This window comes from Afipia dichlorophenoxyacetatis (assembly GCF_055386385.1).
On the sequence record NZ_AP029250.1, the window covers coordinates 1,016,879 to 1,031,872 of the forward strand.

Genomic DNA, 14,994 nt, shown 5'->3' on the forward strand with positions numbered 1-14,994 from the left:
CGGGCTACCTGCCAACAAGGAGTGCGGATTTAGGTCTTCGCCCGTACCAATCATGTTGTCGGGACCGAGCCTGAGGCGCATCGGCATAGGGCCGAGCGATCATCGGGAACGGTTTCGGGGATAGGACTAAATCCCGCTTTTTACTCGGAGACACCCCGCGGAATGCCCTTTCGCAGATGCGAGACATAGCGTAAGTCCAGCCCGAAATCGCTTTCCCAGACTCCGTGTGCACATGATTCGACTAGACAACATCAGCAAGCAAAATGGCCATCAAATCCTCTTCATTGAAGCCTCCGCGGCGCTTCAAAAAGGAGAGAAAATTGGGCTGGTAGGGCCTAACGGGGCCGGAAAAACCACGCTTTTTCGGATGATCAATGGCGGCGAGTTGCCTGACGAAGGACAAGTTGTCACCGAGCGGGGTGTGACCATCGGGTATTTCAGCCAGGACGTGGGCGAGATGTCCGGCCGCAGCGCTGTGTCCGAAGTGATGGATGGCGTCGGACCGGTGAGCGCCGTGGCGACCGAGCTGAAGGAGCTCGAAACCGCCATGGCTGATCCGGATCGCGCGGATGAAATGGATGACATCATCACACGCTATGGCGAAGTGCAGGCCCGCTTCGAGGAACTGGATGGTTACGCCCTCGATGCGCGTGCGCGCGAGGTACTTGCTGGCTTGGGCTTTAGCCAGGAGATGATGGATGGCGACGTGGGGGCGCTGTCCGGCGGTTGGAAGATGCGCGTGGCGCTCGCCCGTATTCTTCTCATGCGACCCGAGGCCATGCTTCTGGACGAGCCGAGCAACCACTTGGACCTCGAGAGCCTCATCTGGCTGGAATCGTTCCTGAAAGGCTATGAAGGCGCATTGCTCATGACCTCGCACGATCGCGAATTCATGAACCGCATCGTCAACAAGATCGTGGAAATCGATGGTGGTTCGCTGACGACGTACTCCGGTGACTATGAGTTCTACGAACAGCAGCGTGCGATGAACGAAAAGCAGCAGCAGGCGCAGTTCGAGCGTCAGCAGGCGATGCTGGCCAAGGAAATCAAATTCATCGAGCGGTTTAAGGCGCGCGCTTCGCATGCCGCGCAGGTGCAGAGCCGGGTGAAGAAGCTCGAGAAGATCGAGCGCGTCGAACCGCCAAGGCGTCGTCAGACCGTCGCATTTGACTTCCTGCCGGCGCCTCGTTCTGGCGAAGACGTGGTGACGCTGAAGAACGTCAACAAAAGCTATGGCAGCCGCACCATTTACGAAGGCCTCGATTTTTCCGTGCGCCGTAAGGAGCGCTGGTGTGTGATGGGCATCAACGGCGCGGGCAAGTCCACGCTGCTGAAACTGGTGACAGGGACAGCGGAGCCGGATGATGGATCCGTCGTTCTGGGTGGCAGTGTGAAGATGGGGTACTTCGCACAACATGCCATGGATCTGTTAGGCGGCGAGCGGACCGTGTTCGAGCAGCTCGAATATTCGTTTCCGCAGGCAGGGCAGGGCTCGTTGCGTGCTCTCGCGGGCTGCTTCGGTTTCTCCGGCGACGACGTCGAGAAGAGATGCCGTGTGTTGTCGGGCGGCGAAAAGGCGCGTCTGGTGATGGCGCTGATGCTTTTCGATCCGCCGAATTTCCTGGTGCTGGACGAGCCGACCAACCATTTGGACATGGCGACGAAGGAAATGCTCATCACCGCGCTCTCGGAATATGAGGGGACGATGCTGTTCGTCTCCCATGATCGGCATTTTCTGGCGGCGCTCTCCAATCGCGTGCTGGAGCTGACGCCCGAGGGCGTCCACAAATACGGCGGTGGTTACACGGAGTATGTGGAGCGCACAGGCCAGGAAGCTCCTGGTCTGCGGAGCTAATTCTTAGATTTTGTTTGAATACCGTGTGACGCCGTTTCCGGCGTCACACTAGGTTCGAGTTCAACAGGCCTTCTTAGAAGCTGGCGACGTCGATCACCGCTTGAGCGAACTCCGTCGGTGCTTCCTGCGGCAGATTATGGCCGATGCCACCCTTGATGAGCCGGTGCTCGTATTTGCCCGAGAACATCTTGGCGTAGGCGCTGGGCTCCGGGTGTGGCGCGCCGTTAGCATCGCCTTCCATGGTGATGGTGGGCACGGTGATGATCGGGGCTGCCGCCAACTTCTTTTCGAGATCGTCATACTTGCTTTCGCCCTCGGCCAATCCAAGTCGCCAGCGATAATTGTGGATCGTAATATCGACATGGTCCGGATTGTCGAAGGCCGCGGCGCTGCGATCAAATGTGGCGTCATCGAAATTCCATTTTGGCGATGCGAGCTGCCAAATCAGCTTTGCGAAATCGTGCCGGTTCTGTGCGTAGCCGGCGCGGCCGCGTTCGGTGGCGAAATAGAATTGATACCACCATGCAAGCTCGGCCTTCGGCGGCAATGGCTTCCTGTTGATCTCCTGATTGCCGATCAGATAGCCGCTCACCGAGACCATCGCCTTGCAGCGCTCCGGCCACAGGGCCGCGAGGATGTTGGCCGTGCGCGCGCCCCAGTCAAAACCGGCGATGATCGCCTTCTCGATCTTGAGGGCATCCATCAGGGCAATGATATCGACGGCGAGGACCGCCTGCTGTCCGTTCCGGATTGTGTCGGTTGAAAGAAAGCGCGTGGTGCCATAGCCGCGCAGGTACGGAATGATCACCCTGTAGCCTTTGGACGCCAGCAGTGGGGCGACATCGACAAAGCTGTAAATGTCATAGGGCCAGCCGTGCAGCAGGAGCACGACAGGGCCATCGGCTGGTCCGGCTTCGGCATAGCCCACATTAAGTGTACCGGCGTTGATCTGCTTGAGCGGACCGAACGACGTATGGGTCCCGGGCTTGACCGCGGGCAGCTCAGCAGATTTCGGTGTGCCAGACTGGGCGAACGCGGAATCGATCAAGCCGAACTGTGCGGCGGCAATGGCGACGGCGGCGGTGCCGAAAAAGCGGCGGCGATGGTGGTTGATCTCTTCGGACATTACTCTTCTCCAGTGAATGTGTTCCGACAGCGACAACATCGAATCCATGTATCTGCGTTGTGTCCTGATCCGTCTGAATTGAATGAGCGTGTAGCTTCCGTACCGCGGGATACATGCCGTTACAAATCGGCCGGGCGGCCCGATTGGGGGGAATCTCCGCCTCGTGAGTATTCATCCTGTTGCACATTCAAGCACGCACCGGGGCCACCTTACTATTTAGAAGAAGCTGACCTTGGTGCACGACTGCGTGTCGGGCCCTCTTGTACAACCATGTATAGGCCCGGCACGTTGGCACGCTTTGTTACACTTCTGATCAATCCGGACACATGCCCGATACGTCTGAACCGCTTTATGCGGCCACTCGCTGGGCCCTGGTCATTCCGCCTAGGCGCCACCGATCGTTGCAAAGGAGTTCAGACATGACCAAGCTCGAAAAAGTGCTGTATACGGGAAAGACCCGCATGTCGGGCGGACGTGACGGCGCATCGCGCAGTTCCGATGGCCGTCTTGACGTCAAGCTCTCGTCTCCCGGCTCGTCGGGCAGCGGTACCAATCCGGAGCAGCTGTTCGCTGCCGGCTGGTCGGCCTGCTTCATCGGAGCCATGGGCTTGGCGGCTGCTCAGATGAAGGTCGCTCTTCCGGCAAATCTTGCGGTCAATGCGGAAGTCGATCTCGGAACGACAGGTGGAGGCTATTTCCTCCAGGCGCGCCTCAATGTGAGCCTGCCGGGCGTGGATCGCGACGTCGCACAAGCCATCGTGGATACCGCGCATCAGACCTGTCCGTACTCGAAGGCCACGCGCGGCAACATCGACGTGGTGATCAATCTCGTCTGAACCCGTCCCTCTGACCGCGATGGCCGGCTTAGGTGCTGGTCATCGTCCTCAACGCTCATGATGATGATGGAGAATGCCCATAATGCGGCTTGCTTTAACATGCCTCATTGGACTTTCGGTGCTGGCGGCGCCGTGCGTCTATGATACCGACCCCCGCGAGCCTTCGGCTGTGGCTGCAGTCATCGCGAAGCTGTTTCCAATGGATAGCGGATCTGCAACAGGGACCTCGAATTTTCAGCCTATACACAATGTTTCGGGAATCTTCCCATGACGCTCCCGCTTTATGACCAATCAAAAAACCAGGACTTTCGGCAATGAAGCTTCATGCGAACGAAGTTTCTTCGGCGACATCGCGCGTGCGGATTGCTCTCGCCCTGAAGGGGCTTCACATAGAGATGCAGCCCGTAAATATCTTCGGCGCGGATGCGGAGAGCCCCCAGCCGGAATATCGCGGGGTCAATCCGAGGCACTTGGCGTTCAAAGGTCTGAGGAACTCCAGCTGATTGTTCATCGTGTTTTGTTTCGCCGTGTATCGAGATGCATCTTAAAACCTTGGTCTACCGATTTGTCGTCCGCTCCAGAAAATGCACAAGTGCTTTGCGGTCTTCGTCCGAGCCGATGATCTGTTCGGGCATTTTTGTCCCAGGAGTGTAGGCCGCCGGACCGATCTCGAAAAGTTTCGAAACGGTTTCCGGCGTCCAGACGATATCGAGCTTCTTCAGCGGCTCGGAGTAATTGTAGCCCGGCAAGGTCGCGATCTTTCGCCCGAAGATTCCCGACAGCGTTGGGCCGGCCTTGTTGGCCTGATCCGGGGAAAGCGTGTGGCAGGCCACGCATGCACGAAAAATTTCCGCACCCCGGTCGCCCGTATAAGCGGCGAGTATGTCATTCGGACTTTCCTGAATGGTCGCTCCGATGGGCTCGCCTGTGAGCGCATTCCAGCGCCGGATCATGTTGTCGGCACCGCCTGTCAGCAGCGTGCTGCTGTCCGGCATGAATGCCACTGACCACACTGGAAGTCCCGGCCCGACCAGCCTGCGAGCGAGCTTGTGCGTTTTGCGGTCAATGATCGCGACCGATCCGCGAATATCCGCTGCGGCAAGGAGCGTGCGGTCCTCCGATATTGCTATCGCAATCACCGGGTTCGGTGCGGCGGCCACCTCGCTCTCGAGCTTACCTGTGCGATCGAGGAAATAAAGTTTACCGTTCGCGCCGGCTGTGACGATCTCATCGTCATTAGCAACTACGACAGAGTTGAGTGGCGTGGGGAGAGTGACGATGGACGGTGGTGCAGTGCTGTCGAGTGACCAAATGCGAAGTGTCAGGTCGTAGCTGACGCTGACGAGGCTCTTGCCGTCTGTGCTGAACGCTATGCCGTTGACATTCTGCGTGTGGCCTTCGAGCACACGTTCAGTTCCTCCCGCGAGGGGCCAGAGGCGCACGGTATGGTCCCATGATGCTGATGCGAGAACTGAACCATCGGGCGACGGAGCGAGCGCTACGATTGGCCCGGTGTGACCTTCGAGCACCGTATCGGGTTGCTGTTTGCCGGCACTCCAGATTGCAATGCGGCCGTCGGCACCTGCAGTGACGGCGCGGCCATCCTTGAGCACGGTCGTTGCGTTAACGGCGTCTGCGTGAAACCGGAGGACTTGCTCTGCAACATCACGGTTAAGCGACCAGCGGATCGCACTGCCGTCGAAACTTCCCGAAAGCAGCGTCTGTCCATCGGACGAAATCGACAGCGCCCGAACCGGCCCGCCGTGGCCTCGCAATTGCGCGGAGGCGGGGGTCACGAAAAGCGCACCAATGACCACGCCGATCGCGAGCCGCGACACTAATCGGTATCTTCTGCTTCCGTGGTCAACGTCTCGCACTGACGGTTCCCTCGAAGACCCCATTAATCTGAGTCCGGAGCGCATCGAAACACGAAAATTGTGTTCGATAAACGGATTTGGAAGTCAGGCGAAATAACGGATCTTGCCGGCAGGTGAGGTGTCATAGCCCGTGTGATCTTTCGCGCGTTGCTCGAAGAGGGGCTGCGAAATAAAGCTCATTAGCGCCTGCAGTGCTGGTTTGAAATAAGAGCGCTGCCGCATCAGGAGATCGAAGTCTTCCCAGAGCAACGGCATGAAATCGAGATCGGCTGCCTTGGCGGCTGCCCGCGTCGCAATGCCGCAATCGGCGCGTCCGGCACGAATTGCTGTCGCAAGATCAGGTCCGGTCAGGCACGGGGGATCGAGGCGGCGTAGATCCTTCAGCTTCGCGCCTTGCTGTTTGAGAAGTTTATCAAGCAGCATTTGTGCGCCGGCGCCCGGTTGCCTGACAGCCATCGTAGCGCCTGACGTGAGAACATCGGCGAGGCTCGTCAGATTCTTCGGGTTTCCTGATTGCACCAGAAGTCCCTGTTCCCGCCGCACGAATCCGACCAACACTGCATCGTGCAGGCCAGCCATCGCGCGCACCGCGGCGATATTGGCGTCATCGTCAGAACTTTGCGCGTCTTCTTCAGCGTGGAAATGAATTGCCGCCGCGATTGCCTCGGCGCGCAGCACGCGGCCGACGCCGCTCTCTGTCCCTTCAACAAGCGTCGCAAGGCCGGAGCCGGATTCGCGCAGGCTCCACTCGAGCAGCGCATCCTGACTTCCACCAACGATCAAAGGTGCATCCGCATGAACCATGCCCGCGGGCCGCATCAATCCTGACAGCACCCAGCGATCGAGCTCTTCCCGCGGGAAAAGCCATTTGCCGGTCACCTTGGTACAGGGGATCGCGCCCTCGGCCACCAGCTCGTAGAGCTTGCGCTCTCCAAGCCGAAGGTACTCGGATGCCTCATTGGTGGTCAGCAAATTCATCCTGCATTTGTATGCATATTCTTGTTTCTTTTCAATTCATTGACATACCTGAAAAATATGCAGGACAAGGCATGTGGGAGGAAAGTGATGCTGGATGGGCTGAATGCCTGGCAATTGATCATGAACGGTGATGCGACGCTCTTCGCCATCGTGCGGTTGTCGCTGGCCGTCAGCCTTTCCGCGGTCGCGCTTGCAGCCGTTGTCGGTTTACCGCTCGGGGCATTGCTCGCGCTCATGCGCTTCCCCGGGCGAAACGTGATTGTGGTGCTCGTCAACGCTTTCATGGGGCTGCCGCCCGTTGTGGTCGGTCTTGCGGTCTATCTCTTGCTGTCGCGCTCCGGGCCGCTTGGCGATCTTGGCATTCTGTTCACCCCAGGGGCGATGATCATCGCGCAGGCCGTCTTGATCGTGCCGATTATCGCAGCCCTGACACGCCAAACCATTGAGGATCTGTGGATCGAATATCGCGATGAACTCTCGGCGATGGATGTCGGTCCGTTTGGTCGCATAACAACGCTGCTGTGGGATGCACGCTTTAGTCTGCTGACCGCGCTGCTTGCCGGCTTTGGGCGAGCGGCAGCGGAAGTCGGTGCCGTCATGATTGTCGGAGGCAATATAGATGGCTTCACCCGCACCATGACGACGGCGATTGCGCTCGAAACGTCAAAAGGCGATCTGCCGCTCGCGCTCGGTTTGGGCATGATCCTTGTGGCGATCGTTCTTGCGATCAACGCGGCGGCATGGGGGGCACGCGTCTGGTCCGAACGGCAGGCGGGATGACGATGCGGGCGCCGGCTACTGATCTTCCCGTTGTCTTCGATCGTGTCTCGGTGCGTGCCGGCGTGACGACCATTCTCGATCGTCTCTCGCTGACTTTGTCGCCCGGTGCACCGACGCTTGTCGTCGGGCCGAACGGCGCGGGCAAAAGCACGTTGTTGCGCCTGTGCATGGGGCTTACGGTGCCAACGGATGGCCGCATCAGCTGGGGCGGCCGCACGGACGTCAAACCGACGCGCCGCGCGTTTGTATTCCAACGGCCGGTGATGCTGCGCCGCACGGCGTCCGCCAACGTCGTCTATGGGCTGACCCACGCGAATTATCCCCAAGAGAAACTGGCAGCGCGCACGGCCGAACTCCTCGAGCGCGTGGGGCTGTCGGATCTGGCCATGCGTCCCGCCCGCCGTCTGTCCGGCGGGGAGCAGCAACGACTGGCGCTGGCGCGTGCTTTGGCCCGCGACCCCGAACTGCTCCTGCTTGATGAGCCGACTGCAAGTCTCGATCCTGCGGCCACGCGCGGTGTCGAGGAGATTGTTCGCAGCGCTGCGCAATCCGGCATCAAGATAGTTATGGCATCCCACGATCTTGGCCAGATACGGCGGCTCGCGGGTGATGTCGTGTTCATGGTGCGCGGCACGGTGCGTGAACAGACGCCTGCCGAAGATTTTCTGAAGAACCCGTCGACGCCGGAGGCCGCGGCCTTCGTGCGCGGCGATCTCGTTGTTTGAATAGAGAAGGGGATACGTCATGAAACGCCAGTTCGCTGCATTTTCCTTTGCGCTCTCGCTGGTCGCAGCAGTCTTCGCAACATCGGCTTCCGCGCAGGATAAATCTATTGTCGTTGCTTCAACCACGTCGACGCAGGACTCCGGCCTGTTCGGTCACATCCTGCCTTTGTTCAAAGCCAAAACCGGCATCGAGGTGAAGGTGATCGCGCAAGGCACCGGCCAGGCGCTGGATACTGCGCGGCGCGGCGATGCCGATGTCGTTTTCGTGCACGCGAAGCCGCAGGAAGAAAAATTCATCGCTGAAGGGCACGGCGTGAAGCGCTTCGATGTGATGTACAATGACTTCGTCCTCATCGGTCCGAAAAGCGACCCTGCGGGCGTTGCTGGATCGAAGGACATCGTCGCCGCTCTGAAAACCATTCAGGAGAAAGCGCTGCCATTTGTCTCACGCGGTGACAAATCCGGTACCCATTCGGCTGAACTTGCACTGTGGAAGCAGGCGGGCATCGATATCGAGAAGGCCAAGGGCCCGTGGTATCGAGAGATCGGACAAGGCATGGGTGCTGCACTCAACACGGCCGGCGCGATGAACGCTTACGTCATTTCCGACCGCGGGACGTGGCTCTCCTTCAAAAACCCCGGTGATCTTGTGATCGCGGTTGAAGGCGACAAGCGCTTGTTCAATCAGTATGGCGTCATCCTCGTGAACCCGGAAAAGCATCCTTCGGTTAAGAAAGATCTTGGGCAGGCCTTTATCGATTGGTTGCTCTCATCCGAGGGGCAGGCCGCGATCGCCGCCTATCAGATCAACGGCAAGCAACTGTTCTTCCCGAATGCCGAGAAAAAGGCGTCCTGAATAATCAGGACGCGCAAATCCAGTCGACCAACTTACTTTTTAGTTTCCGGCGGGCAGTCGGGTCGTGATTCCATTGGTTTTCCGTCACTCTGCACAGTCGGTGCGGCGGAATTAGCGTGTCCGCCCGCCGACGGTAAAATCGCGCTTTTTTCCATCGCGGTTGAAGTCCCGGTGGCCTTGTCGGCGCTGCCGGTTGTCGCCGATGATGGTGCCGTGTTGCAACTCGTTTCAGTCTTGTCACTGGAGGGGGAATTGGTGGCGGGCGCGGTCGTTTGCGCCAGCAATGGTGTTACAGCGAACAGCCCCGCGAGAGCAGTCACGACGAATCGAGCACGCATGTTGACCTCTACAGGTAACGAGCGAATGTTTTCGTCAACGTTCCATGATTGAGACTGTTCCGAGAGCCACGTGTTGGACAGGGCACAATGATTGAGCGTCAAAGTGACACAGTGCCTTATTCGATCACAATACGTGGTGCGGGTTTGGTCGCGACGCTTGTCGTGATCGACGTCCAAAGCTTTCGCGCGATGTCGATGTAGTGCTTTGCGTGAACACCTTCAGGGTTGATGGCGACAATTGGGCGTCCGTCATCTGACGTTTGGCGGATCGCCATATCGAGCGGCATCTCGCCGAGAAACGGAATGCCACGCTTCTCCGCTTCGAGCCGCGCGCCGCCATGGCCAAAGATTGGCGTGACACGGTTGCAGGCCGGGCAGCAAAAGCTGGACATGTTTTCGATGAGGCCCAATAGCGGAACGTTGACCTTTTTGAACATTTCAATGCCGCGCCGTGCGTCAATCAGTGCAATGTCCTGCGGTGTCGAGACGATCACTGCACCCGCGAGCGGGGTCTGCTGCGCCATAGTGAGTTGCGCATCGCCCGTACCCGGCGGCAGATCGACAACGAGAATGTCGAGGTCTTTCCAGGCGACCTCACGCAGCATCTGCGTGATAGCCGAAATCACCATCGGCCCGCGCCAGATCATGGGGCTCTCTTCCTCGACCAGAAACCCGATCGACATCAACTTGACGCCAAAACGCTCCATCGGCTCTAACATGCGCGGACCTACAAGGCGCGGCTTTCCGCGTACGCCGAACATTTTGGGCTGCGAGGGTCCGTAAATGTCGGCGTCGAGAAGTCCGACTTTCAATCCCATGGCGGCAAAGCCGAGCGCGAGATTGCACGATGTGGTCGACTTGCCGACACCGCCTTTGCCGGAGGCCACGGCGATGACATGATGAACGCCGGGAAGTCCTGCGGGCTTTGTTGTTGCAGGTGTTCCGGAATGTGGGTGGGTAATGGACAAGCAGATCTCCTGATCGCGCGCGCCGATGCGCTAGTGTGGCGGTTCTGAAGTCCGCGTCATTCCGAAGTTCGCACACGAACGAGCAACGGAATGATGCGAACTTCGGAATCGGGACTCTAGTGCGATCCGGACGGATCGTTCTTCTTGGCGTCGCGTGCGCGCAAGTACTCCTCGGTCGACATCACAGGCGGGCGCTGTGGCGCGGCGTGCGGATCGAAACTCTCATTCATCACGGCTTCGACGCGGCAATCAGCACACATCTTGATGACGTCCAGCCGTCGCGCGTTCGCGCCCTGGAACATCCAATGCTTCTCCTGGAGCTTCGACAGCACGCGCTCGATTGAACTTCGGGTTCCGAACGGCGTGCCGCAAGCGATGCAATGGAAAGGCTCTTCTTCCTTCAGCACGCGCAGCGGCGCATTCCAGGCCTGGAAATCGAGGCGTGGCTCCAAAGTGATAACATCCTCTGGACACGTGGCTTCACACAACCCGCACTGAACGCAAAGGCTTTCGGTAAAACGCAACATGGCACGGTCTGGGTTGTCCGAGAGCGCGTGTGTGGGACATGCGGTCACGCAAGCGTGGCAGAGCGTGCAGCCCTCAACATTCAGCTGGACGCCGCCGAATGGAGCTCCGGGTGCGAGAGGGACAACATCAACAGGTGAGGGGGCTGCAAGATACAACTCGCGGAATGTCGTCTCCAGTACACTGCGTTTCGCGCCGCGCGGAAGGAAACTGGCAGGGGTCTCGCTCGTAAAGCCCTTGGGCATGGCGTCGAGCAGCGTACGCAGCTCATCGGGATCGTCGGTCCCGATCACGCGAACGACGCCCTCGCCGAAACCGAGCGCGGCAACAATTGTTGCTGACATTTCTGCAGCGCGGTGCAATCCAGCGGATTCATGTCGTGGCCGCGCTCGAGTCAAGAGCGCAACGCCTGTGCCGCCATAAGCGAAGATGCCAGCGATGGCTTCGGGCCCAAGCTGCGTGACCTCGTTGACGCGGACCGGGAGAACATTCGCCGGCAGCCCGTTACCGAACCGGGCGAGTGCATCGATCAGCGGTTCGCCGTGATCGCCGTCATGAAACAGCACGATGGCGCTCTCTCCGCCGGCCTTGCGATATGTTTGCAGCAAGGTCCGCAACCGCCGCATCAACGCGTCGATGCTCGGCAGCGAATAGGATGCGGCCCCGGTCGGGCACACCGACGCACATGATCCGCAGCCCGCACACACGTTAGGATCGATGGCAACGGCGTTACCGTTTGGTGTGATCGCGCCTGTCGGGCACAGATCGAGGCAGCGTGTGCAGCCAGTAATATTGGAGCGCGAATGCGCGCAGAGCGATTCCTCAAAATGAATGAAGCGTGGCTTATCGAAGGTGCCGACGAGATTGCCTGCATCCGCGATCGCTCGCTCGACGGCGGCGCGGTCGCGGGGATCAGCGCGCACATAGCCGGGCCGCAATTCGTGAGCCGGAAACAGCGGGAGGCCACCACTGAGATCAAGAATGAGATCGCACGTTGAGACCGCTCCGTTATGGGCGGCTCCGAACAACAATTTGCTCCGAGAAGATGGTGAGGGGAGCGCGTAGTCGTCGATCGTCAGTTCAAATTTCCCGAGATACCCGCGCGCATTGCGGATGGTGCCCTTCAGAATCGGAAATTCATTGACCGCACGCGGCGTCACATCTTTTGGCTTGGTGAGAAGAACAGTGATGTCGAGGCGGTCGGAAAGACGCTTGGCCGCATCCACAGCAATATCGTCGCAGCCATAGATCAGCGCGACGCCGCCGCTTTCGAGCGTCACCAGCGAGATCGGGGGCATCTCTTCCGAGGCTGCGGCGATCAGTGCAGCGGCCTTGGGTCCTGCCGCTGCGGCATCTTTGGACCAACCGCCGGTCTCACGAATGTTGACGAAGGTGAGAGGAACTGGCGGAAAATCTTCCGCCACTTCCTTGAACAGCGGAGCTTCCTGCGTGCACGCCACCGTGATCTGCTCGCCTTCGGCGAGCGCCGCTTTGAATTTATCGAGCTCCAGACCGCAAAGCTGGTTTGCCTGCGTCATGTTTGCCGTACAGCCGCGTCCAATTGCCTGCGCGTCGAGCGGCATGGTCTTTTCGCAACTGCAAACCAGAAGGCGGGACTTTGAGCTGTTCATGCTTGACGACCTTGAATTCCTTCCAAGCCGCGCAACTATCTCGCTGTTCGCTACATGGTGCTGAATGTGTATTCCGTACAGGCCCCTCAGCTACCTTGACCCAGATAGCATAGACTGTCCAACTACAAAGGGCTTAGGAAAATTGCCCGGATGATGAACGCATACGAAGAGCAACTGCTCGACCTGCCTCCCGGCTATACGCTCGTCGCGCTTCGCGAGCACGGTGACGCATTTGCTCATGCCTGCGACATTGCCGATGAGGCCGGTGCCGGAACGCTGGTTTGGGTCCGCCGCTACGATCTGGTTGAGTTCGCCGTCGCGCTTGAGCCGGACGAGCCGCTGGTGTCGGCGCGCCGCGGGTTCTTTGCCGGGATGAATGCGACTGCGGATGCCATTGCGGCCCATTGCCCGCCGGAACGTCAGGTGGAGTTCACCTGGCCTGATACAATCCTGTTCGACGGCGGTGTACTGGGTGGCGCGCGACTTGGTTGGCCGAAGGACTGTAGCGAGACGGAAAGGCCGGCCTGGCTGGTGTTCGGTGTCATCCTTCGTGCGGCGGACATGGCGAATGTTGGGGAAGTCGAGGCCGCGAGCGGCGTTGCGCTTCTGAACGAAGGCTTTGAGATGGTCGACACCGAAGCGATCATCGAGAGTTTCGCCCGCCATCTCATGGCGGCTTTCGATCAATGGAATGAGCGCGGCTTTGATCCGGTGGCGCGCAACTATCTGGAGAGACTTTCCGGGAGGGGCGTCGGCGAGCGGCGACGGATCGATATGAACGGTGATCTGCTCAAAACGGCTGCGACGAATGGACCGATGGCACGGAGCAGTCTTGTTGAGGGCCTTGCGAAGGTAGCGTGGTACGATCCAGATTATCGCGCTCCGAAATTGGAATAGGGCGGATCATGAAACTTCCGCGCACAATCAGGCTCGATCCGTCGGACACGTTTGTGTTTGACCACGCCGCTGAACCCGGCGAATGGGCTGTATCGGGCGCGTTCGTGTTCTGGAATTGCGATCCCGCAACGCTCGGACAGAAACAGCGCGTTGCATTGCGCTCCGGCTTCCTCGGTGTTGACAGTCTCGGATGGTCCACACTGGCCGTCGTGACCGAGGTCACTGAGGCCGAGCGATCCGCGATCGTCGAACGGCTCGCCGCGCATCTGGTCGCGAACTTTGGCGCGCCGGATATGGAGGCTGCGCGCGCAGCGGCCGAGGAAGAGGTCACCTTCGCTTCATCGTTGTGCGATCATTCGCCGCAGACGATTTTGGCAGTGCAGCGAACCGTTGACGGCGGTGAAATCCGCGAGCGCTTCCGCACGCTTAAGCCCCGCGCAGGAGAACCGGGCGCGGATCGATTGCACAGCCACGCACCCGCCTTTACGTTTCACGAGGTTGAGGGTGATGAGCCGGCCGAGGAGGTCAACCTTCTCGAACTGACAAAAACCGAACGTATCAAGGCGGACGGTGCATGAAAGAATTCTGGGTCGCTTCGGGTCACCATCTTACGCGCCGTACCGACAACGGCGGACTGATTGCGACGCCTGAGTTGATCATGGCCTATCTGGCGCGTCCGGAGTTGATGCCGCCCGATGACGCGTGCGATGCCGAGCGCAACCTGCATGCGAGCCTGCTGGCTGACCCGCTTCGTCCAGTTTCAACAGCCGACATTGCCGCGCTTGCGGATGGCGATGCTCGCGAGAACTGGACATTTATGATCGCATTTCGCGATCGGCTTATCGCTGCGCCTTCGCTTGAGGCGGTATACGTATCACTCGCCCGCAACGGCACGGGCGACATGCCGCCGATTTTTCTCTCGCAATTGTGCCACCTGATTCTGCGTAACGCACTTGATGGATGCGATGACCCTTACGTGCTGCGCGCAGCAGAACTCTTCTATCGCAGCCAGAAGGCCACGGTTCACGAGGGCTCGCTATTGCTGGCTGATGCCGAGATCGTTGAGGCGCAGTACAACGCGCAACAGGACCTTCATTCGTCGCCGTTGACCGCAATGCTGCAGCCGCAAGCGTTCGGCGAAATGGACGTCATGGATGACGACAACGCCTGGACTTATTGGTCGCACTCGGATGCGCATGCAATGGCGATGAATCTCGGCAGTAATCCCAAGGCGCGCGACGGGCTGAGCCGGGTGATCGAACGCTGGATCGCCCATCTCCTGGGTGTCGCCGTGAAGGTTGAATCGATCGCTTCGATCGAGGATCAAGACTGGCGCTGGTTTGTCGGCCTCGACAGCGACGGCACGCGAATAGGAAATGCCTTATGGAACGACGGCGCGCTGGGGTCAGACGCTGGAGCGCGGATCGTTGCTCTGATGCGGCTGACCTTTGAAGATGCGCGCTTCGTTGATGAGCGCGTCGGGACTCAACCGATCTATCTCATTCTGGCGATGGACGCGGACAAAACGGTGCGTCTGAAACCACAAAATCTCGTCGTCGGTTTGCCGCTTGTGTCGGCAGCGAATGTCGCATGATTTGTCAG

The 14,994-nt window shown here is 59.3% G+C and carries 12 protein-coding genes and 2 pseudogenes; 9 read left to right on the plus strand and 5 right to left on the minus strand.

Going from position 1 to position 14,994, the window contains the following annotated elements; all coding sequences use genetic code 11:
- Positions 1 to 232: 232 nt before the first annotated feature.
- Positions 233 to 1,855, plus strand: a complete 1,623-nt coding sequence (locus tag ACZ5C3_RS04765; protein ID WP_464035673.1) for an ABC-F family ATP-binding cassette domain-containing protein — start codon at positions 233 to 235, stop codon at positions 1,853 to 1,855.
- A gap of 73 nt (positions 1,856 to 1,928) precedes the next feature.
- Here ACZ5C3_RS04765 and ACZ5C3_RS04770 read toward each other — a convergent pair whose 3' ends face one another.
- On the minus strand, positions 1,929 to 2,981 hold the full coding sequence (locus tag ACZ5C3_RS04770) for an alpha/beta fold hydrolase (RefSeq protein ID WP_464044563.1): 1,053 nt from the start codon (positions 2,979 to 2,981) through the stop codon (positions 1,929 to 1,931).
- Between the two features lie 419 nt (positions 2,982 to 3,400).
- Here ACZ5C3_RS04770 and ACZ5C3_RS04775 point away from each other — a divergent pair, with 419 nt between their 5' ends.
- Together ACZ5C3_RS04775 and ACZ5C3_RS04780 are read left to right on the plus strand one after the other, a co-directional pair.
- Entirely contained in the window at positions 3,401 to 3,817 is a 417-nt protein-coding gene (locus ACZ5C3_RS04775) for an organic hydroperoxide resistance protein (protein WP_464035675.1), read from the plus strand.
- A gap of 314 nt (positions 3,818 to 4,131) precedes the next feature.
- Positions 4,132 to 4,290: pseudogene (locus ACZ5C3_RS04780) on the plus strand (thioredoxin domain-containing protein); the annotation flags it as partial.
- Between the two features lie 84 nt (positions 4,291 to 4,374).
- On the opposite strand, the gene ACZ5C3_RS04785 reads toward ACZ5C3_RS04780, so the two are convergent.
- The gene (locus tag ACZ5C3_RS04785; RefSeq protein WP_464035676.1) at positions 4,375 to 5,655 is read right to left on the minus strand and encodes a c-type cytochrome; all 1,281 of its coding nucleotides are present in this window, start codon (positions 5,653 to 5,655) and stop codon (positions 4,375 to 4,377) included.
- Between the two features lie 123 nt (positions 5,656 to 5,778).
- On the minus strand, positions 5,779 to 6,672 hold the full coding sequence (locus ACZ5C3_RS04790; RefSeq protein ID WP_464035678.1) for a substrate-binding domain-containing protein: 894 nt from the start codon (positions 6,670 to 6,672) through the stop codon (positions 5,779 to 5,781).
- Between the two features lie 87 nt (positions 6,673 to 6,759).
- Here ACZ5C3_RS04790 and ACZ5C3_RS04795 point away from each other — a divergent pair, with 87 nt between their 5' ends.
- Genes ACZ5C3_RS04795 through ACZ5C3_RS04805 form a run of 3 tightly spaced genes read left to right on the plus strand, consistent with a single transcriptional unit; the run spans position 6,760 to position 9,033 of the window.
- Positions 6,760 to 7,452 carry an ABC transporter permease gene (locus ACZ5C3_RS04795; RefSeq protein WP_464035680.1) on the plus strand — a complete coding sequence of 231 codons (693 nt, stop codon included), beginning with the start codon at positions 6,760 to 6,762 and terminating at the stop codon, positions 7,450 to 7,452.
- A 2-nt stretch (positions 7,453 to 7,454) separates the two neighbouring features.
- The gene (locus ACZ5C3_RS04800; RefSeq protein WP_464035681.1) at positions 7,455 to 8,177 is read left to right on the plus strand and encodes an ATP-binding cassette domain-containing protein; all 723 of its coding nucleotides are present in this window, start codon (positions 7,455 to 7,457) and stop codon (positions 8,175 to 8,177) included.
- Positions 8,178 to 8,196: 19 nt separating this feature from the next.
- The gene (locus ACZ5C3_RS04805) at positions 8,197 to 9,033 is read left to right on the plus strand and encodes an ABC transporter substrate-binding protein (protein WP_464035683.1); all 837 of its coding nucleotides are present in this window, start codon (positions 8,197 to 8,199) and stop codon (positions 9,031 to 9,033) included.
- A 454-nt stretch (positions 9,034 to 9,487) separates the two neighbouring features.
- Here ACZ5C3_RS04805 and ACZ5C3_RS04810 read toward each other — a convergent pair.
- A pseudogene (locus ACZ5C3_RS04810) lies at positions 9,488 to 10,333 on the minus strand (Mrp/NBP35 family ATP-binding protein); the annotation flags it as partial.
- 122 nt (positions 10,334 to 10,455) lie between these two features.
- Positions 10,456 to 12,495: a 4Fe-4S binding protein gene (locus ACZ5C3_RS04815; RefSeq protein WP_464035684.1), complete on the minus strand. Its 2,040-nt coding sequence runs from the start codon at positions 12,493 to 12,495 to the stop codon at positions 10,456 to 10,458.
- 150 nt (positions 12,496 to 12,645) lie between these two features.
- Here ACZ5C3_RS04815 and ACZ5C3_RS04820 point away from each other — a divergent pair, with 150 nt between their 5' ends.
- Genes ACZ5C3_RS04820 through ACZ5C3_RS04830 form a run of 3 tightly spaced genes read left to right on the plus strand, consistent with a single transcriptional unit; the run spans position 12,646 to position 14,986 of the window.
- Positions 12,646 to 13,392, plus strand: a complete 747-nt coding sequence (locus ACZ5C3_RS04820; RefSeq protein ID WP_464044564.1) for a biotin/lipoate--protein ligase family protein — start codon at positions 12,646 to 12,648, stop codon at positions 13,390 to 13,392.
- Positions 13,393 to 13,397: 5 nt separating this feature from the next.
- Positions 13,398 to 13,970 carry a DUF6505 family protein gene (locus ACZ5C3_RS04825; protein ID WP_464038261.1) on the plus strand — a complete coding sequence of 191 codons (573 nt, stop codon included), beginning with the start codon at positions 13,398 to 13,400 and terminating at the stop codon, positions 13,968 to 13,970.
- Positions 13,967 to 14,986 (plus strand): DUF6352 family protein, encoded by a 1,020-nt coding sequence (locus ACZ5C3_RS04830; RefSeq protein ID WP_464035686.1) that lies wholly within the window; start codon positions 13,967 to 13,969, stop codon positions 14,984 to 14,986. Before ACZ5C3_RS04825 ends, ACZ5C3_RS04830 begins: the two co-directional genes overlap by 4 nt.
- The last annotated feature ends 8 nt before the right edge of the window (positions 14,987 to 14,994 follow it).